The 20288-nt window shown below is 52.8% G+C and carries 16 protein-coding genes and 1 tRNA gene; 8 read left to right on the top strand and 9 right to left on the bottom strand.

Going from position 1 to position 20288, the window contains the following annotated elements; all coding sequences use genetic code 11:
- Positions 1 to 109: 109 nt before the first annotated feature.
- The 5 genes from rplT to Pelsub_RS12225 all read right to left on the bottom strand — a co-directional run bounded on the left by rplT (position 110) and on the right by Pelsub_RS12225 (position 3853).
- Positions 110 to 463, bottom strand: a complete 354-nt coding sequence (rplT, locus tag Pelsub_RS12245; protein WP_116223459.1) for a 50S ribosomal protein L20 — start codon at positions 461 to 463, stop codon at positions 110 to 112.
- A gap of 75 nt (positions 464 to 538) precedes the next feature.
- Positions 539 to 775 (bottom strand): 50S ribosomal protein L35, encoded by a 237-nt coding sequence (gene rpmI, locus Pelsub_RS12240; RefSeq protein WP_116223460.1) that lies wholly within the window; start codon positions 773 to 775, stop codon positions 539 to 541.
- A 158-nt stretch (positions 776 to 933) separates the two neighbouring features.
- Positions 934 to 1536: a translation initiation factor IF-3 gene (infC, locus tag Pelsub_RS12235; protein ID WP_198418432.1), complete on the bottom strand. Its 603-nt coding sequence runs from the start codon at positions 1534 to 1536 to the stop codon at positions 934 to 936.
- Positions 1537 to 1704: 168 nt separating this feature from the next.
- Positions 1705 to 3492: a threonine--tRNA ligase gene (gene thrS, locus Pelsub_RS12230; protein WP_116223462.1), complete on the bottom strand. Its 1788-nt coding sequence runs from the start codon at positions 3490 to 3492 to the stop codon at positions 1705 to 1707.
- 287 nt (positions 3493 to 3779) lie between these two features.
- A tRNA-Val gene (locus Pelsub_RS12225) sits at positions 3780 to 3853 on the bottom strand.
- A gap of 274 nt (positions 3854 to 4127) precedes the next feature.
- Between Pelsub_RS12225 and Pelsub_RS12220 the strand changes: the two genes are divergently transcribed.
- The 6 genes from Pelsub_RS12220 to Pelsub_RS12195 all read left to right on the top strand — a co-directional run bounded on the left by Pelsub_RS12220 (position 4128) and on the right by Pelsub_RS12195 (position 13827).
- A complete protein-coding gene (locus Pelsub_RS12220; protein ID WP_116223463.1) occupies positions 4128 to 7646 on the top strand; it encodes a tetratricopeptide repeat protein in 3519 nt (1172 codons plus the stop codon).
- Positions 7643 to 8947: an AAA family ATPase gene (locus Pelsub_RS12215; RefSeq protein ID WP_116223464.1), complete on the top strand. Its 1305-nt coding sequence runs from the start codon at positions 7643 to 7645 to the stop codon at positions 8945 to 8947. Before Pelsub_RS12220 ends, Pelsub_RS12215 begins: the two co-directional genes overlap by 4 nt.
- A 167-nt stretch (positions 8948 to 9114) precedes the next feature.
- Positions 9115 to 10722 (top strand): alpha-glucosidase, encoded by a 1608-nt coding sequence (locus Pelsub_RS12210; RefSeq protein ID WP_116223465.1) that lies wholly within the window; start codon positions 9115 to 9117, stop codon positions 10720 to 10722.
- 98 nt (positions 10723 to 10820) lie between these two features.
- Complete coding sequence (locus Pelsub_RS12205) at positions 10821 to 12476, top strand: acyl-CoA mutase large subunit family protein (protein WP_116223466.1); 1656 nt, start codon at positions 10821 to 10823, stop codon at positions 12474 to 12476.
- A gap of 21 nt (positions 12477 to 12497) precedes the next feature.
- Positions 12498 to 12902: a methylmalonyl-CoA epimerase gene (mce, locus tag Pelsub_RS12200; RefSeq protein WP_116223467.1), complete on the top strand. Its 405-nt coding sequence runs from the start codon at positions 12498 to 12500 to the stop codon at positions 12900 to 12902.
- A 160-nt stretch (positions 12903 to 13062) separates the two neighbouring features.
- Positions 13063 to 13827, top strand: a complete 765-nt coding sequence (locus Pelsub_RS12195; RefSeq protein WP_116223468.1) for a hypothetical protein — start codon at positions 13063 to 13065, stop codon at positions 13825 to 13827.
- A 156-nt stretch (positions 13828 to 13983) separates the two neighbouring features.
- On the opposite strand, the gene Pelsub_RS12190 is transcribed toward Pelsub_RS12195, so the two are convergent.
- The 4 genes from Pelsub_RS12190 to Pelsub_RS12175 all read right to left on the bottom strand — a co-directional run bounded on the left by Pelsub_RS12190 (position 13984) and on the right by Pelsub_RS12175 (position 18379).
- Positions 13984 to 14397: a hypothetical protein gene (locus Pelsub_RS12190; protein ID WP_116223469.1), complete on the bottom strand. Its 414-nt coding sequence runs from the start codon at positions 14395 to 14397 to the stop codon at positions 13984 to 13986.
- Positions 14398 to 14517: 120 nt separating this feature from the next.
- Positions 14518 to 16260, bottom strand: coding sequence for a cytochrome c biogenesis protein DipZ (locus tag Pelsub_RS12185; RefSeq protein WP_116223470.1), 1743 nt, complete (start codon positions 16258 to 16260; stop codon positions 14518 to 14520).
- 149 nt (positions 16261 to 16409) lie between these two features.
- Positions 16410 to 17720: an MFS transporter gene (locus Pelsub_RS12180; protein WP_116223471.1), complete on the bottom strand. Its 1311-nt coding sequence runs from the start codon at positions 17718 to 17720 to the stop codon at positions 16410 to 16412.
- A 95-nt stretch (positions 17721 to 17815) separates the two neighbouring features.
- Positions 17816 to 18379, bottom strand: coding sequence for a sortase family protein (locus Pelsub_RS12175; RefSeq protein WP_116223472.1), 564 nt, complete (start codon positions 18377 to 18379; stop codon positions 17816 to 17818).
- A gap of 183 nt (positions 18380 to 18562) precedes the next feature.
- Between Pelsub_RS12175 and Pelsub_RS12170 the strand changes: the two genes are divergently transcribed.
- Both Pelsub_RS12170 and Pelsub_RS12165 read left to right on the top strand, forming a co-directional pair.
- Positions 18563 to 19315: a basic amino acid ABC transporter substrate-binding protein gene (locus Pelsub_RS12170; RefSeq protein ID WP_116223473.1), complete on the top strand. Its 753-nt coding sequence runs from the start codon at positions 18563 to 18565 to the stop codon at positions 19313 to 19315.
- Positions 19316 to 19466: 151 nt separating this feature from the next.
- A complete protein-coding gene (locus Pelsub_RS12165; protein ID WP_198418355.1) occupies positions 19467 to 20288 on the top strand; it encodes an amino acid ABC transporter permease in 822 nt (273 codons plus the stop codon).

The following is a 20288-nucleotide window of genomic DNA, read 5'->3' as shown; positions in this document are numbered from 1 at the left end:
CCGATCACCTTTTCTTAATTCCTATTGTAACGGAATAAGAAAAAGGCGGTTCAACGAACCGCCTTTATTTTTCTGCTTCTTATCAGGACTTAAATTTACGATAGCTGGGTTAAATCGCAGCTTTTGCTTTTTCTACCACAACCGTGAAAGCTTTGGGATCGCGAACTGCCAGATCGGCCAAGACTTTGCGGTTCAATTGGATGTCCGCTTTTTTCATGCCATAGATGAATTGGCTGTAGGACAATCCGTTGGAACGGGCGGCTGCGTTGATGCGGGTGATCCACAATTTGCGCAGGTCGCGTTTACGGGTGCGGCGGTCGCGGTAGGCATACCACATGCTTTTCAGCATGGTTTCATTGGCACGCTTGAACAAAGTACTGCGTGTGCCGAAGTTACCCTTATTGTATTTTAAAACTTTCTTGTGTCGCAGATGGGTTACGGTTCCACCTTTTACACGGGCCATAATTCACTCCTTTGCGTACCCCTGGGCGCCGGTTATTTACCAGTTGTGTGCACCCAACAGCCGCATATTAAATTACTAACGATTTTTACTCAAATAAGGCGCCAAACGATTGACGCGCTGGACGATATTCTCGCCCTGGACAGGTACCATCTCAGCCAGCAACGCTTTGGTGCGTCGTGAACGATTGCGGCGCAAGTGGCTTTTTCCGCCTTTGGTGCGGACCAGCTTGCCGGAACCTGTCACCCGAAAACGCTTTGCAGTTGCTTTATGAGTTTTCAGTTTTAACTTTCCAGATGTCTGCTTCCTCGGCACGGTCTTACTCCTTCTTTTAGAATACAAAAAAATATCGCCTGATAAGCGAACTGCTATTATACCAGAAATGAATAAAAAAGAGACACACTGTGCGTGTATCTCTTTTGATTGTCAATTCAGTGAAGAAAAAATCAGCCGGTTGATTAATGGAACAGCGGCTACTTCTCGGGCTCGCTTTCCTTTTCAGGAGTTTCTTCGGTTTGTTCCGCTTTTTCAGCTGCGGGTCCTTTTTCTTTCGGAGCCGCTTTCTTAGCGGGTGCTTTGGTGGGAGCCAAAACCAGCGTCATGGAACGGCCTTCCATGGAAGGGGCCATTTCAATCGTGGAAACATCGCGCAGGTCTTCAGCAATTTCACGCAAATCTTCCAAAGCAATTTCGGGGTAGGTGACTTCACGGCCGCGGAAGCGGATGGTGACTTTGACCTTCATCCCGTTTTCCAACCAACCGCGTGCATCACGTACTTTAAACCCGCGATGATGTTCGTTAGTTTTTGGCCGTAAGCGAATTTCTTTAATTTCTACTTTGGTTTGGGATTTTCGGGCCTGACGTTCTTTTTTATTCTGCTCGAAAAGATATTTCCCCAAGTCAAGTACTTTGCAGACCGGTGGGTTGGCACCGGCGGCGATTTCTACCAAATCCAACTCGGCGTCACGGGCAATTTGTAAAGCTTTTTCGATCGGCACGATGCCTATATTTTCCCCATTCTGGTCGATCAGACGGACTTTGGGGGCGCGAATATATTGATTGGCGTTTACTTTAATTTGTGATGATGTACTAATGGTACACTCCTTATGATTACGTATCTTTTTGATATTACCATATTTATTAAACCTTCGTCAATGAAATAATAAACCCCGGCCAGGTTAACCTTCGGTTAGACATCAGGAAGGCAACTTTCCGGGGTTTTAGCAGGTTAATTGATTTCGGATTTAGATCTTTTCTGCGATATCCTGTTTGGCTTTGGCAATAAAAGCATCCAGAGACATGGGGCCGGGGTTTTCTCCGGAGCGCAGGCGCAGGGCCACCTGACCGCTTTCCATTTCCTGATCACCGATAACCAGCATGTAAGGAATCTTTTGTTTCTGCGCGTCGCGGATCTTGGCGTTCATGCGTTCGCCGCGGTCATCCAGACTGGCGCGGATGCCCTGGGCCTTGAGCTGCGCCACCATCTGCTTGGCATAATCGAAGTGGCGATCGGCAATGGGAATGGCGACGGCTTGAATGGGCGCCAACCAAACCGGGAAAGCGCCGCCGTAGTGCTCAATCAGGATGCCGAAGAAGCGTTCCATGCTGCCCATCAGGGCGCGGTGCACCATGTAGGGGCGGTGCTGCTGGCCGTCTTCGCCGATGTAGGTCAGGTCGAAACGTTCGGGCAGGTTGAAGTCGAACTGGTTGGTGGAGAGCTGCCATTCACGGCCGATAGCGTCCTTGACCTTCAAGTCGATCTTGGGGCCATAGAAAGCGCCGCCGCCGGCGTCGGTCTCATAATCCAGCCCGGAGCGATCCAGCGAAGCGCGCAGAGCGGCTTCGGCTTCGGCCCATTGGGAATCTTCGCCGATTGCGTCGTGCGGTTTGGTGCCCAGATAGGCTTTGAAATCGGTGAATCCGAAGGAGCGCAGGATGTGCAGACAGAAATTCAGGACGAAGTCGATCTCATCCGGCATCTGTTCCGGCGTGCAGAAGTGGTGCGCATCGTCCTGCGTAAAGCCGCGCACGCGCAGCAGGCCGTGCAGCACGCCGCTGCGTTCGTAGCGGTAGACCGTGCCCATTTCCGCGAAGCGCAGGGGCAGTTCGCGATAAGAGCGAATGCGGCTCTTGTAGATGTGCAGGTGGAAGGGGCAGTTCATGGGCTTCAGGAAGTACTGCTGCCCGTCGATGTCGATGGGGGAGTACATGTTGTCCTTATAGAAACCCAGATGGCCGCTCGTCTCCCATAACGAGGCTTTGCCGATGTGCGGCGTGAAGACGAAATCGTAACCGGATTTCTCATGCTCGTCATTCCAGAAGTCAGTCATGATCTTGCGGATCTTGGCGCCGTTGGGGTGCCACAGGATCAGGCCCGTACCAATCTCGTCGTTGCTGCTAAACAGGTCCAATTCCTTGCCCAGTTTGCGGTGGTCGCGCTTCTTGGCTTCTTCCATCACGCGCAGGTATTCCTTCAATTCTTCAGGTGTTTCCCACACGGTGCCGTAAATACGCTGGAGCATGGCGTTTTTCTCATCGCCGCGCCAGTAAGCGCCGGCCACCGTCAGCAGTTTGAAGGACTTGGGGTTGATCTCAGCGGTATTCTCAACGTGAGGCCCGCGGCACAGGTCGACGAAGGTGTCGGACTTGTAAATGGACAGCTCCGGTTTTTCCCTGATGGGATTGCCGTGCTCGTCCGTGGTGCCGGCTTCCAGGTCACGGATCAGTTCCAGCTTAAAGGGCTGGTCCTTGAACAGTTCTTTGGCCTGCTCGGCATCCACCACTTCGCGCTTGAAGTCGAACTTGCCTTTGACGATCTCTTGCATGCGCTGCTCGATCTCCTTAAGGTCTTCCGGGGTGATCGGGCGCGGCAGGTCGAAATCATAATAGAAGCCGTCCTCGATGGCCGGGCCGATGGCGATCTTCGCCTCGGGGAATTTATCCAGCACGGCTTCAGCCATGACGTGCGCGGTGGAGTGGCGCAGCCGGTAGAGCTTTGATTCTTCGTACTTCTCTTTAATTTTTTCTGCCATTTGTACCTCCAAATGTACTTTATGCATTAATACAAAAACCCGCCCCAATCTGGGGCGGGAGATAGCCTCACGCGGTTCCACCCAGTTTGACTGCAATACAACCAGTCATCTCTGAGGACCGATAACGGGGTCTCCGTTTTCCTTAGTTGACCGAGGTCTTTCAGGATCAGGTTCGCAGGTGGTTTTTGCTGGGGGCTGCCGGGGGAACTTTCAGCCGATGGTTCCCTTTTCTGTCGGCGGGCGAGCCAGCTACTCGTCCTGGTCAACACCTTGTTTATATGATTGTGTGGGCGGTATAGGACTCGAACCTACGACCTTTGCGATGTCAACGCAACGCTCTAACCAGCTGAGCTAACCGCCCGCGAGGAAGTTATTATAACGAAGAAAAATTTATTGTGCAAGGATGATATTAGTTTTCGTACGAAAGAAAAATCTCTTCTTGTGACAAACAGGATTTAACCACGCGGAAAATTGATTTCTACAAATCACAAATTGTCAAAAAACCAGATAATAAAATTTCCAATTATTTAACCATACTAATTATTATCTAAATATATTTCGTCAGTATAATTAACTGTGTGTTTTGTAACGTGTACAGCAAATAAAATCGTATCGCGGTTACCTGGAGGGTAGTCATGCCGGAAAAAATTAACCCCTATATAGCAGGAGCGCCCGTCACAGAAACCCGCATGTTCTTCGGCCGCGAGGATATTTTTTCCTGGATTGAGCGTTCGCTGTCCGGAAAATTCGTGGACCATATCCTGGTCGTGCACGGCCAAAGGCGGGTGGGCAAGACCTCCGTCCTCAAACACCTGGGCAAGCGCCTTCCCAAAAACTTCATCCCTATTTTTATAGACCTGCAGGGGCGGGTGAATACCACCCTGCCGCGCTTCCTGTGGTGGCTGGCGCGCGAAATCACGCGCGCGCTGGATCTGCCTGATCCGGATCGCGCGCATTTTGAAGAAGACCCGGAATATTTTGAATCGGAATTCCTGCCCGAAGTGGAAAAACAGCTGGATGATAAGGTCCTGCTGCTTACGTTTGATGAGTTTGACACACTGGAAACCACCACCGCACAGGAGGGCTTGGCGCTGCCTTTTATGGCCATCCTCAAGCGATTGATGGATCATAAGGGTTTGAATTTCATCTTCTCAATCGGCTCCTCCGGCCGCAAACTGGAAAATATGCAGGCTGCTTATACCAGCTTCTTCAAGCAGGCCCTGTACCGCAAGATCAGTTTTCTGGATGAACAAGACGCGCGGGAACTGATCACCAAACCGGTCGAAGGGGTGATGCAGTACGACCTGGACGCGGTTGACATGATCTACGAGATCACCTCCGGCCATCCGTATTTCATCCAGCTGATCTGCCACGAGCTATTTTCCGTCTGCCAGAAAACGAATGATTGGCAAGTGTCCAAAGCGGATGTGGAAGGTATTCTGGATGCAGTCATCGAGCGCGGCACGGTCAACCTGAAGTTTGTGTGGGACGAATCCTCCGAACTGGAGAAATGGGTGCTGGCCAGCCTGGCCCAATTTGAGACCAATGTGGATATGGAAACGCTGGGGAAATTCCTCAAGAACCAAAAGGTGCGCTTCATCCAGCAGGACCTGGAAAGCGCGGTCCTGCATCTGCGCGAGAAAGACGTTTTAGCCAGCGGCAACCGCTTTGTCATCTACCTGATGAAATTATGGCTTATCCAGAACCGCTCGATCGAACAGGTGCGGGAAGAGCTCAGCAAGGTCAATCCCATCGTCAGCCGGCTGCTGCAAGTAGGGCACGAATACCTGGACCAAGGAGAACTGGAGAAAGCCATTGACGCTTTCCAGGAAGCCCTGCAATCCGAAGAGGATAACCTGGAAGTACGCCTGGGTTTGGCCGGGGCGTATATGGCGCGGGAAGATTTCGGGCGGGCGGCGGCTGAATATGAAGAGATCCTGATCCTGCATCCGGAGGATGTGGCCGCCCAATCGGGGTACTGCGACGCGTATCTGGCGCTGGGTGATTTCCGCAGCGCGATGGGAAGGCTGGATGAGGCGGAGTACGCCTACCAGCAGGTGCTCAAGATCAGCCCGCGCCACGCGGATGGGCGCAAGCGCATGGCGCGTTTGTGCCATCACCGCGCGGTCAATGCCATATCCGGGGCGGAAGATACCGCCTTGGATCAGGTGCGCATGGCGCTGGAATTCACACCGGAGGATGAGCTGCTTAAAGCCTCCGCGAATGAACTGGAGGCTTTGGCATCCGGGAAACGGGATAAGAAGGATGTCCTGCTGGACTGGGGCCAAAGAGCGGCGAAAAAGGAGAACTGGCAGGACGCAGCCGATCTGTTGGAAGCCTACCAGCGCCTGCAGGGAAAAGGTGAAGGCGCGCCACCCGCACTGGGAAACATCCGCCAAAAGGCAAATGAAGAACAATTGAATAATTTGCGCAAGCAGGCAGAGCGCATGGAACGCCTGGAGGAGTATGACGAAGCCCTACTGGCGCTGAATAAATATCTCGCTTTGCAGCCGGAGGACGCCGACCAGGTCCCCCAGCGCATCCAACGGCTAAAGGAAGCCCGCAAGCAGGTACAACAGCGCGAGGGCAAAGACGAAGGCAAGCCATTCTGGAAACAGCCGTTGGCTTGGATCGGTATTTCTGTGATTGCCGCTTTGGCATTGTTATTGGCAATTCCAACATCCCCGCTACGTATGGCACTCGCGACAACCACCCCTGCCGGGCAGGTAACCGAGCGGGTTGTGGTAGCCACAGCGGAACCCACCATCGTGCCCACGCCGACTGCCACGCCTTTGCCCTATAAATGGACACGGGTTACTTCCCTGCAACTCATCAATCGTGATGGGATTTACACTGTTGCGATCCATCCGGATGACGAGGATATCATCTACGCCGGCTCCCGCAACTCCGGTATGTACAAAACTGTTGACGGTGGGATTTCCTGGCTGCCGATCAATAATGGTATTAAGGGAAAATTTATTAAACAGATCCTCATCGACCCGCAGGAACCGGATACGGTGTATGCCGGTTTGAGACTTTCGGGCCTATATAAAACCGAAGATGGGGGTGATTCCTGGCGCAGACTGGATGTTGAAAGTGGTGGCCAGAATTATGCGAGTGAGTGGCAGGTTGTCGCGAACCTCGCAATGGACCCAGAGGACTCAGCCCATCTTGTTTTTGTGAACGAGCTTGGAATCTGGGAAAGCCGGGATAAGGGGGAATCATGGCTGAAATTAGAGATTTCTTTTGACAATCCGGGTTTGGCGGGATTCGACCCTACAACAGGCACTTTAATTGTCGCGGCCGGAGAAGAGGAAAACCCGGATGGCGAAGTAAAAATCTATGTGTCCAATACCCAACACGATGAATGGCAACTTGCCCATGAATTCCGACCTTTGTATGGCGTCGGTTTAAATAGGTCTGTTATCGCATATGATTCCGAAGGAAATAGACTATTGTTTTGTGGCTGGGTGGACCGTTTCCAATCTACTGATGGCGGTTTAACATGGGTGAAATCCGGAAATGATGATTGTAAACCGTACGCAAGCGATTCGGAGGGATATGTAAGCGCTCCCGGAAACCCTGAGCGCATCGTTAAACACAATTTCAACGAGCCGGGCATACAAGTAAGCGATAATGGCGGGAATAAATGGTATGAGCGTTCGAACGGGTTAGGCGCGGTAGAGGCTGCTTTTGGATTTGATCCTGAAAGCCACTTGATTTATGTGAGCCAATGGGTGTATGGCGGAGAATGGTGGGGTCTATCCAATTTCTACTCATATGGCCTTGCAAAGAACAGTTTTAAAACGGTCGTTACCAGCCCTTGCGGATCGTATCCTACCCAACCCTGGGAAGAAGCTGCGTGTTCAAAGCAGGTTGATACGGATATTCCATGGGATCTTGTTCGGAACTTCAGCGAGACGAATAAGATTTGGCTTTGGAATGCAGTAAAGGATCCGCAGGACACAGGAAAAATCTATCTGGCAACTCAAGACGGCGTTTATTTTTCCAGCGATGGCGGCGAGTCCTGGGATGCCATTAGCGAAGGCTTTGGAAACATGCGTATTGTATACGACCTGGCTTTCGACCCGCAAAACCCGGATGACCTGTATGCCCTAACCCCCTATGGAATTTACAAACTGGAGGCGAAATGAGCAACAACCCGTTTACTTTTGGCAATCCCATCCGCGACCCGGAACGTTTCATCGGACGCGAAGAAGAGATCCGCCAGATCACCAATCGACTGCTCTCATCGGCTCGAGAATCCACTTCCATTGTTGGCGAAAGGCGCATTGGGAAGACTTCGCTGCTTAAATATCTCACCAACCCGGATGTGGCCGCTGCTTTCGGATTGAATCCCGAAGAATACCGCCTGGTCTATATTGACTTCCAAGGCCTTAATGACATCACCCCGCAGCGTTTCTGGCAGCGGGTTCTGCAGCTCATGGCGCGTTCCATGGATGATGAAAGCCGGCGGGAAGCATTGAAAGAGTTAAGTAAGCAGGAATACATTGATCTGTTTGATCTGGAAGACCTTTTTGACGGAATTGGCAGCGACGGAACCCATGTTGTCCTGTTAATGGATGAATTCGAATATGTGACCCAAAACCCGAATTTCGATTCGGATTTCTTCGGCGGGCTACGTTCTTTGGCGATTCATTACAACCTGTCTCTGGTTCCGGCGACACGCCGGGAATTGGTGGAGCTTTGCCATTCGGATGAGATTAAGGGATCGCCGTTCTTCAATATTTTTGCAACAGTCGTTTTGAAGCCTTTTTCCCGCGATGAAACAGATGGTTTGGTGAAGACTTATGCAAAAACAGCCGGGATTGAATTTTCCGACGATGAGATTTGTTTTATCCATGAAACCGGGGGCGGTTACCCATTTTTCGTACAAATGATTGGGTTCTATCTGGTTGCGGGAAGAGAGAGTAATTTACGGGGGAGGCCGCTTCTTGAATTCGCGATTAACGAGTTTGATCAACAAGCCAACCCCCATTTTGCGTATCTTTGGTCGCATGCATCGGAGAGTGAAAAAATTACGCTCGTCACAATCCTGGCTTTGGAACGGGAGAATCAGGAAAAACGGAAGAAAGACAGCATAATCACTGTTGAAAGAATTACATCCATTTATCCAAGAGCACCGCGGGACATCGTCAATTTGGAAAAACGCGGATCCCTGGTGGAAAAGGGAGAGGGTATCGCGCTCTTTTCTTCCAGTTATGCAAAATGGATTATCAGCGAGCTTGCTGCCGCCCCGGAGGAGCAGGAGCCAGACACCTCTGTTGATCAATGGATTCAATCCAACCAGGAAGAAAATTTGGGTAACGCCAAGGAAGTGTTATCCAGAACGAAAAAGAAATATTGGCCCATCGTTGGGAAAGTACTCAAAGAGTTTTCTATTGAAGTGATCGGTAGCGTGGCGGCAGGCGTGATGAAGGGGTTGATCGATTAGCCCTTTCCTTCCATAACCTGTAAACCGGTATCATTTTCTTTCTTGCCAGAAAATCAGTCGACGTATCCATTAAAATAAATGGAGCTGTATTTTTCCGCCGGATTCCTTTGAATTAGGGGGAATGGTTTGAATAGCGACTTCATCGAAAATTTCAGGGAGAGGCATACATGAAAAACTTTTTATGGTGGCGGGACGGGGTGGTTTATCAAATTTACCCGCGTTCTTTCGCGGACAGCAGCGGCAGCGGCATCGGCGACCTGAACGGCATCACAGCCCATTTGGATTACCTGCGGGACCTGGGCATTGACGCGCTCTGGCTGTCGCCCATCAATCCTTCGCCGGACGTGGACTTTGGCTATGATGTGAGCGACTACAATGGCATCGACCCCAAGTTTGGCAGCATGCAAGACTTCGAGCGCCTGGTGGCGCAGGCGGAAAAGCGCGGCATCCGGATCGTGATGGATTTAGTACTCAACCACACCTCCGACCAGCACGAGTGGTTCCGCCAGTCGCGTTCCTCACGCGACAATCCCTACCGAGACTGGTACATGTGGCACGACCCGGACGAGCACGGCAAGCCGCCCAACAACTGGCTGTCCGTCTTCGGCGGCAAGGGCTGGGAATGGGACGAGGGCACGCAGGCGTACTACTATCACATGTTCTACAAGGAACAGCCCGACCTGAACTGGCGCAACCCGGAGGTACGCGCGGCCATGCTGGACGTGTTCCGCTTTTGGGCGGATAAAGGCGTCAAGGGCTTCCGGCTGGATGTGTTCAATGTGTATTTCAAGGACGCCCAGCTGCGCAGCAATCCCTTCGGCGAGATCGCGCGGCGGCCTTTCGACAGCCAAAAACATCTGTACGACTACGATCAACCTGAACTCTTCGGCGCGCTGGCGGATATCCGCCGCGTGCTGGACGAATACGATGAGACCTACGCGGTGGGGGAGACCTTCTTCAGCACGCCCGAAAAGGCGGCCGGCTACTGCGGCGACGACTTGCTGCACGCCACCTTCAACTTCGATCTGCTGGAAAGCCGCTGGAATCCCGGGCGCTACGCGCGCCTGATCGAAAGCCAGTATAAAACTTTGGGCACGCACAAGTGGCCCACCCAGGTGCTCAACAACCACGACACTGTACGCTCGGCCACCCGTTTCGGGCATGGCGAGGACGATGAACGCCTGAAAGTGGCGGCAGCTTTGCTGCTGACCCTGCGCGGCACGCCCTTCCTGTATTACGGCGAGGAGATTGGTATGCGCGACATTCGCCTGAAGCGCGGGCAGATCCTGGACCCGATCGGCAAGCGCTACTGGCCTTTCTTTGTAGGCCGCGACGGCTGCCGCGCGCCCATGCAATGGGACGCTTCTGCCAATGCCGGTTTCGGCGATGGACAGCCCTGGCTGCCGCTCAACCCGGATTACACCCGGCGCAATGTGCAAAACCAATCCGCCGATGCGAAATCGCTGCTGAATTTCTACAAGCGCCTGCTGGCGCTCCGGCGCGCAAGCGCAGCGCTGACGCGCGGCGAACTGACCTTGTTGGAAGGCTTACCGCGGGATGTGTTGGGCTACCTGCGTAGTGCAGAAAACGAACAGATGCTGGTGCTGTTGAACTTCGGAGACGCAAATCAGGTTATTCATTTACAGGCTTCCTCGCTGGGATGGCAGGTGTGTTTGAGCAGCAAGCCGAGGATAGCTGCCGAGCACCTTGCTGCGAATATCACCCTGGCGGAATCGGAAGCGCTGATCCTGACCAAGGCAGGGGGGCAGCCCTGAGTCAGGAGGAATGGCATTTTAATTTATGCCACTCTGGAGTTTTAGCCAAGGCCGATTGCGTTATACTGCATTTATATTGAATATGCGGATGAGAATCTATGACTAAAGAGATTGAAAGCAAGTACGAGCAGTGGCAGGACGAGACCCTCAAGCAGGTGATCGGCAAATATCCAGAGCGCAAGCCGGAATTCGAAACCACCTCCGGCATCGAGGTGCCGCGGGTAGCGCTGCCGCGCGAGACGGATTACCTGAACGACCTCGGTTTTCCGGGCGAATATCCTTTCACGCGCGGCGTGCAGCCGACCATGTACCGCGGGCGTTTCTGGACCATGCGACAGTACGCCGGCTACGCCAGCGCGGAGGAATCCAACGCGCGCTACCGCTACCTGCTGGAGCAGGGCCAGACCGGCCTGTCGGTGGCTTTCGACCTGCCCACCCAGATCGGCTACGACAGCGACGACCCCATCGCCGCGGGCGAGGTGGGCAAGGTAGGCGTAGCCATCTCCTCGCTGCGCGACATGCAGGCGCTCTTTGCGGGCATTCCGCTGGACAAGGTCTCCACCTCCATGACCATCAACGCACCGGCGGCTGTGCTGCTGGCTATGTACATTGCCGTGGCACGCGGGCAGGGCGTGGAAGAGCGCAAACTGCGCGGCACCATCCAAAACGACATATTAAAGGAATACATCGCGCGCGGTACGTATATCTATCCGCCAAAACCTTCCATGCGCCTGATCACGGACGTATTTAAATACTGCCGCGAACAGGTGCCCAACTGGAACACCATCAGCATCTCCGGCTATCACATCCGCGAAGCGGGTTCCACGGCGGTGCAGGAAGTGGCTTTTACCCTGGTGAACGCCATTGCCTACGTGGAAGCTGCCCTAAAAACCGGCATGCAAGTGGACGATTTTGCCGACCAGCTTTCCTTTTTCTTTGCCTGCCATAACAACCTGCTGGAAGAAGTGGCCAAGTTCCGCGCGGCACGCCGTATTTGGGCGCGCTTGATGCGCGAGCGCTTCGCTTCGCAAAATCCGAAATCGCAAATGCTGCGCTTCCATACCCAAACGGGCGGCTCAACGCTGACCGCGCAGCAGCCCGAGAACAACATCGTGCGCACCACGCTGCAGGCGCTGGCGGCGGTGCTGGGGGGCACGCAGTCGCTGCACACCAACAGCATGGACGAAGCGCTGTCACTGCCGACCGAGAAAGCCGTGCGTATCGCACTGCGCACGCAGCAGATCATCGCCAATGAGTCCGGCGTGGCCGATTCGGTTGATCCGCTGGCGGGTTCTTACCTGGTGGAGCAGTTAACCGACGAAATCGAGCAGGGCGTGTTGGCCTACATCCGGAAAGTAGATGAAATGGGCGGCGCGCTGGAAGCGATTGAATTGGGTTACATCCAAAACGAGATCCAGGACGCGGCTTACCGCTATCAAAAGGCGGTTGAAAGCGGGCAGGAGATCATCGTGGGCGTGAACGCTTACCAAATCGATGAAAGTATGGAATTGGAAACCATGAAGGTGGACCCGGCCATCGAAGCCGCGCGCCGGCAGGACCTGGAAACGCTGCGCGCCGGGCGGGACGAAGCGCGCGTGAATGCACTGCGCAGCCAGTTGGACACCGCTGCGCGTTCGGATACCAACCTGGTGCCGCTGTTTATCGAATGCGTCGAGAACGACATGACCCTGGGCGAAATCTGCAATACCCTGCGCGCGGTGTGGGGCGAGTATCAGCCGCCGGTGTGGGGATAAGCGTTTATTTAGGAGAGAAGCATGCCTGAAATCAAGAAAATCAACCATATCGCGGTGGCGGTGAATGATATCGAGGAAGCCCTGCCGTTCTGGCAGGAGGCTTTGGGATTGAAGCTGGACCACACTGAAAACGTACCCAGCCAGAAGGCCAGCGTGGCTTTCCTGCCGGTGGGGGAGAGCGAAATCGAACTGGTGCAGCCCACCAGCCCCGACACCGGAACGGCCAAGTTCCTGGCCGAGCGCGGACCGGGCATGCATCACCTGTGTTTCGAGGTGGATGATATCGAAGGCATGCTGGCACAACTGAAAGCTAAAGGGGTGCGTTTAATCAACGAAACCCCGCTGGATCTGGAAGGCAGGCGCATGGCCTTTGTGCATCCCAAGAGCACCGGAGGGGTGCTGGTTGAGTTATATCAATTCATCTAAATTTAAAGCGAGGCAAACGCCTCGCTTTTTTTACACACTCGGCTTACAGGATAATCCGTTTTTTTCAATCAGGTTGGCAAAATATTATGCAAAATTGGATTGCCTGTATAATCATCTGATTGTAGATTCATAAATTTGAACCAGTATTCGGGAGTGGGATATGAAAAAAGTCTTTGCATTTTCAATAATTTTGTTGATAGGTTTGGCTGGACTAGCGAGCTGCTCTTCAAGCGAGGATGCCGCACAAAGCGCGTCGAATGAGGTTCCGGCATCTCAGGTTACACAAGAACCAACCGAACCGGAGGCGACCTCAACGCCGGAAGCTACCGCTACACAGGAGCCCATTCACAGCGTCCTCTTCTTCGAAGAAGATTTTTCTCAAAACACGCTGGATTGGGAAGCACGGGAAGGTGTTACAGAAATCGGAGCCGAAGGATTGCAGCTTGAAATGCCGAAGAATGAAGCTATGGGGCCTTACCAGGGTTTATTAGCATACCCATGGGAAACCCTTCAGGTGAATGGGGATTGCACGTTCGAGTTCACAATGAGCGGCGGCTATACCTTTTCAGGCCCGATGTTCAACCCTGACGAGAATTATTATTCCTTTATCCTGAATCCGGCATCGGTCGGTTTGCTGCGGCCTTCGCTGGGAGATAAGGCGTGGGATGCATTGGGCGATTATAAAAAACAAGCTTCGTCATCCGATAATAACGTGACCATAAAGATTATCTTTGTTGGTGAAGAAGTACAGGTTTATGTCAACGATCAATTGATCGCCAGCCGTACGGATGAAATCTTCAGCCATCCCAAGACTTTCGGCGGATTTTACGTGGTAAACGGGGATAAGTTCGCCGTTTCAGAGATTAAGGTTTGGGGAAATTCCCTGGATGATCTCCAAATCGATTCGAAGTTCGTAAATAAATAACATATTATGTCTCGTTTGGCTTATTACTTTATTGCAGCTATGATTATCAGCAAATGAAACCCCGCCGGAACCGGGAGGCAGGCGCATGGCCTTTGCGTATCCCAAGAGTACCGGCGGGGTGTTGATCGAACGATATGAAATCAGCGAATAAAAAACCTACATGGTTGAATCCACGCTGAATTCCAGGGTGGTATCCAATTCACCGTCCAGATAGATTTCCACTCTGTACTTGCCATCCGGCCAGTATTGGTCATTGCTCAGGTCAAAGGTGATTTCTCCACCGCCGGTAATTTCGGTTTCGTCAATTAAGTAATTGGCATCCACGCCGGGAACATCCACTGCGTACCAGGATGCTTTGGTGACAGTATCATCGGGTGCATTGGCAACCGTCACCATACAGTAAAAAACTTCATCGGGAGCGAAGACAGTGGTCGCTTCGGCCTCCCCATTGACTTCCCTGGCTGTGTAGGCGTCTTTGATGTTGGCCGTGCTGGCACTGAAGCCGCAGGCGACCACAATCACCATCAAGACCAGGCTAACCCCTAAAATGGTATTGCGTTTATTTTTCATTCACTCATCTCCTTTGTTGTATAGATTATACAAGTAAGAATTTATCAAAATAAATAAACGAAATATTATAAAAATCGAGGTTGCCATCCTACGGCATCCTCGATTTCAGGTAGATGTAGGTTAACTGCCGAAAGTAAAGGCAAACGTTTGGATGCCGGCCTGCTGGAATGTCAGCCGCAGCCGACCTTGCGTGGCGCTGTCAAAGGAAGCCAGGTGATACAGCCGGGCGGAGTCCACGGTAATGTTGCCCTGAGCGTCCACATCCTCGCTCTGGTTGGGCTGGCTGGGCGATAAAATCTCCACATTGACTGTGCCGGGCGCGGGCGTGTCCATCACCAGGTAAACGTCCTTGGCGTAGAAGAACAACTCAAGCTGCGCGCCGGCCTCTTCCGGTTGGGCGTATTCCTGATAGAAAGTCCATTGACCGGAAACGGCAAAATGATGCTCGGGCAGGTCTGCCGGGATGGAGTAAGTGCCGATATCATTGCGCACCAGACTCTCAGGAGAGGAAAAGCCGGACTGCCGTCCAAAACCGATGTAAGTTTCGGGAGTCTGGCCGGCCAGGAATTCGGTGTCCGATGGGGCGCTTAGTGTCTGCTGCGCATCCACACCGGTCTCGGCTAGCAGCTGTTGGATGGCCAGCTCGGTTACATCATAGTCGCCCTCGCCGAAGTGCACGTAGCGGATGCGGCCCTGCGCGTCGATCAGGTATTTCGCCGGCCAATAATGGTTATTGAAAGCCTGCCAGGTGCCGTAATCGTTATCCTGCGCGACCGGGTAAAGGATGCCGAAGCGTTCAATAGCCTGCCGGACGTTGTTGGCGTCCTGCTCAAAAGCGAACTCAGGCGTATGGACGCCGATAATCACCAAACCCTCATCCGCGTATTTGGCGTTCCAATCCACCATGTAGGGCAGGGTGCGCACACAGTTGACACAGGAATAGGTCCAGAAATCCACCATGACCACCTTGCCGCGCAGTTCCTGCAAAGTGAGCGGTTCGCTGTTGAACCAATTGCCCAGCCCGGCCAGTTCCGGCGCAGGGCCGTAATCCGGCAGGGCATCGCCGGTGTCCTGCGGCTGGCCGCCATTCACGAAATAGGAACTGTTGCCGGCGCCGTTCAATTCGATCAGCTGCTCGCTGACAGCCTGGCTGCTTTCGAAATTGCTCAATGAGGAGGAAAGGCCGGGCAGGCGGTCGGTCAGCCAGGCGGTGACCAGCACATCCACGTTAACCGCGATCAGAAAAGCGGTCAGGATCATGACCACACCGAAGACCTGCTGCACACGCCCCAGGTTATTCGAGAGGGCGGGGACTTTCTTAATCAGCGAGCGGCCACCGTAAGCGATGGCCAGCAAAGGAATACCGGCGCCGACCGCGTAAGCTATGACCACCAGGACGGAAGCGAAAGAGATCTCCTGGGTGGCTGCCAGAGCTGTAACCGAGGCCAGGATAGGGCCGGCGCAGGGCGCCCACACCAATCCCAGGCTCACGCCGGTCAGAAAACCGGGCCAGAAACCGCTGCCCTGTTTGGGTTCATTGTTAGCCATGCGCGGAATGAAGCTGAGGGCGCGTTCGACCCACAGGTTAAACTTCGGCACGATCATGCTCAACCCCAGCAAACCGATCACGCTGACCGCGATGATGCGGAGGGTTTGTGCGGAGAGACCCAGCAGGCGCACGATTTGTGAAATCGCCAGAGTAAAAATGGAGAAACTGATGATCAGCCCGGTGATGACGCCCAACGGGCGGCGTTTGCCGCTGGCGGCCGAGCTGGATAACACAATGGGGAGAACGGGCAGCACACAGGGGGATAACACTGTGACGATGCCGGAAAGTAACGAAAACAAGATCAGTAGCAACATCTCTTCACCTCTAAACTATTTGTATTTATTACTGTAGGGGATGAGGAGCTAAAACGATATCAACGAAATGTTAGATAAATTTACGAAAAACTAATGAGTATAAAAAAAGCCGGCGGTAAGGCCGGCTTTTGGTTTGCTTAGATCAGGTTCTATCCTACGGACAGCATTTTGGCGTCTTCCTTTTGGGCTACTTCCGCGCCGCGCTCGATATCAACCTTGGCCAAAATGGCGATGCCTGCCAGGAAAAATACAATCAGAGAGATAATCGCCAGATGGCTGTTGCCGGTCAATTGATTGATCAAACTGAACACAGCCGGTCCGATGACCGTGTTGAATTTTTCCGATACACTGAAGAATCCATAAAACTCGGCGGATTTATTTTTAGGCATCAACTTGCCAATTAGCGAGCGGCTCAAAGCCTGGCTGCCGCCCTGCACAGTGGCAACGCCAAAACCGAGCAGCAGGAAATGCCATTCCTTGGTCATGAAGTACCCGACGATTGCGACCAGGGTGTAAATAATCAGGCTGAGGTAAATGGTCCGTTTGGTGCCCAGTTTCTCAGGGAGTTTGCCGAACAGAATGGCGAAAGGCGCGGCCACGAACTGGACCATCAGCAGGGTGCCGATCAAGATGGTGGAACTGAAGCCCAGGTCGGAGCCGAAAGCCACCGCCATGGTGATGATGGTGCCAATGCCGTTAGCGTACACAAAGAAAGCCAGCAGGAACATGAACAGGTCGCGGAATTTACGGATGTCTTTCAGTGCTTTGAAGAAACGCTGGAAGCCGACCGCTACAGGATTGAATTTCTCCTCACCGGCTTCGATCTTGCGGGGCGGTTCCTGGACATCCCGGAAGAGGGGAATGGAAAAGGCGGCCCACCAAATAGCCACGCTGGCCAGGCTGAGGCGCATCATCAGGGCGGTGGCATCCGCTTCGCTCATATTGGGGAGGAATTTGGGCCCGACGAAGATCATTGCGACATTGATCAATAGCAGCAGCCCGCCGCCAATGTAACCCATGGCATATCCGCGCGAGGAAACCATATCCATTTCGTCCGGTTCGGCTACATGCGGCAGCAGGGCATCGTAAAATACCAGCGACCCTGCGAAACCGACGGTGCCAACGATATACAGAATGCAAGCCAGCAGCCAATCTCCGGGTGTGCGGATCAGGAACATCAATGCGGTTGAGAGGATACCGATGGCGGCAAAAATACCCAGGAAGAGCTTTTTCGATCCGCGATAATCGGCGATTGCGCCCAACACCGGACTGAGCACGGCAGCGATCAGGCTGCCGATGGCAACTGTGTAGCCCCATAAGGTCAATGAATTATCGCCGGCAATAAAAAGGCTGAAATAATTCGGCAGAATTGCCCCCATAACAGTCGTGGCGAACGCAGAGTTGGCCCAGTCGTACATGGTCCAGGCACGGATGGCCCGTTTTTTGATTTCATCACCCATTGAAAATTCCTCCAGTAAATATTATTTATTGATTGAATTATATAGTGATATGGAGACTGACGAGCCTTGAAGACTTTTGAAAGGTTAAAACTGGGTTAAGGATGTTCGCGGTAACTGGTGTCGGATTGCTGGATGGTAAAGATCGGCTCGGCGATGACAAACAGCCGCCCCCATTCCTGGTCGCTGCCGTTTTGAATACAGGTTTGCAGGGTGAGGTGATGGTTGCCTGCGTAGATTTGGCGAAAGACATCGTTTACCGTACAGCGCTGGCTGGTATCGAGATCGATAAAATCACTGCGCGAACTGCGCGGGTTAAGTGCCTGGAAGCGCCGGATGCTGGTCACTTCGTAGATACGCTGCTGGCGGAATCCGTTCATGGTAAAGATATGGTCGCCGATTTTGAGCTCTTTAAAATAGCGGCCGCTCAGGTAATTATGAGCGATCAATCCGATGTTGCCATAATTTTCAGCCAACTGGAAACTGGTCACCGCGTTCGAAATATCCGAAACGTATTCCGGCCTTCCGCTGGGTTGGGTAACCACGCGCAGAAAATGATTCTCGCCGAAGAAAACTCCGTTGATATCATCCAGAGGTTTCTTTGCTGAAAATCGCTGGATGGCTTTTTGGGCCAGTGATTTTAACCCCTTTTGTAAACTCATAAAATAATTGTAGCATTTTAAGGTATAAAATTATATTTAAATGTGGGTAGGAAAAATTTAAGGGAGTAAATGATTAAAAACAACATACCTGCTAAAAGCCCATGCTATAATTTTCCGGCTTAAAACGTAGTAGTTAAGCATACCCACAAAAAACCAATTACTACTGATTCCTTTGGAGGAGAAATGAAAAAATATTTAATCACTGCTGCGTCCTTATTGGTGCTGGCTGCGCTGTTCCTGGGCGCCTGCTCTGCGAAAACCACGAAGGTCACCGTTGCAACCGACGCCACATTCCCGCCCTTTGAGACCGTGGACGAAAGCACCAAGGAACTAACCGGTTTCGATGTTGAATTGATGAACGCCGTTGCCGAAGCCGCCGGTATGGAGATTGAATGGGTCAATACGCCCTTCGATTCCGTGATTGCCGGTGTTTCCGAATGCCAGTACGACATGGCCATCGCTGCCATCACCATCACCGATGATCGCAAAGCCGCCATGCTGTTTTCCGACCCGTACGTGGACGCCGGACAAATCGTGGTTGTGCGCAAAGACGAAGCTAACATCACCAGCAAAGACGACCTGACCGGTTTGGTTGTAGCCGCGCAATTGGGCACCACCGGAGAAATCGAAGCACAGGCCATTGAAGGCGTGGAATACAAACCCTACGACACCTACGATCTGGCTATGCTTGACCTGATCAACGGCCAGGTAGACGCGGTCATCGCCGATAAACCCACCGCGGATTCCTTCGTCGGCCAGTACACCGAAGATTTAATGACGGTTGGCGAAGCCTTTACCGAAGAGAAGTACGGCATCGCTTTCTGCAAAGACAAGACTGACCTGCAGAGCAAGGTCAACGAAGCCCTGGGCACGCTCCAGGAAGATGGCACGGTTGATCAATTGATTGCCAAGTGGCTGGTCACCGGCGCCGAGTAAAATCGGTTAAAATGAGCCTGCGGTATTTTTACCGCAGGCTTTTTTTTTCGAGATTCTGATTCCAGGCTCCTGCTCGGAGCGAAGCGTGGAGTATCGATCGTGAAATACCCCTCCGGGGGAAGGGACAATCTTTCACTATAGAATGGCAAATATGCAGAAAACACCTGAATTGGAAGAAACACCCAAACGCGAAAACGGATTCCATAAGAAATTTAAGGACATTGATCAATGGTGGTTGTTGGTCGCGATTGTGGTCTTATTGATTATCCTACTGGTCACCACCAAACCCGACCCCTATAACCGCATCCTGAAATTCGTGGGGGACGGCATTTGGGTCACACTTTATACGACTCTGATCTCTTTCGCCCTGGTATTGGTACTGGGATTATTCGGCGGGCTAGGGCGTACCTCCCACAACAAGATTATTCGCGGCATTGCCAGCGTGTACGTAGAAGTAGTGCGCGGCGTTCCGCTGCTGGTGCAGTTGATCATCTGGTATTTTGCCTTCCCTGCTATGGTCAAAGACTTGGGGCATGCCTGGAATATCCAGGCTTTCATTGACTATAAAGCCAACCCGATTGTCATGGCGATCCTGGGCATGACGGTTTGCTACGCGGCCTACATGAGCGAAGTGTACCGGGCCGGCATTGAGAGCATCCCCAAAGGCCAGATGGAAGCGGCCCGCAGCCTGGGTATGACCTATTTCCAGGCCATGGGGCACGTCATCTTGCCGCAGGCCATCCGCGTGATCCTGCCGCCTATCGGCAACGAGTTCGTCACGCTCTTAAAAGATTCCTCGCTGGTCAGCGTAGTGGCGGTAGCCGACCTGACGCGACGAGGCCGCGAATTTATGGCGGCCAATTTTATCCCCATACAAACCTGGATGATGGTGGCTTTGCTGTATCTGGTGATGACGCTGGTCGCGGCGCGTGTGGTTAAATGGCTGGAAAAACACAGCCGCTACGAGAGGTGA

Origin of the sequence: Pelolinea submarina, from assembly GCF_003966975.1 — a bacterium.
Classification (GTDB): Bacteria; Chloroflexota; Anaerolineae; order Anaerolineales; family Anaerolineaceae; genus Pelolinea; species Pelolinea submarina.
The sequence above is the reverse complement of the archived record's forward strand: the minus strand, read 5'-3'. Positions and strand labels throughout refer to the sequence as shown.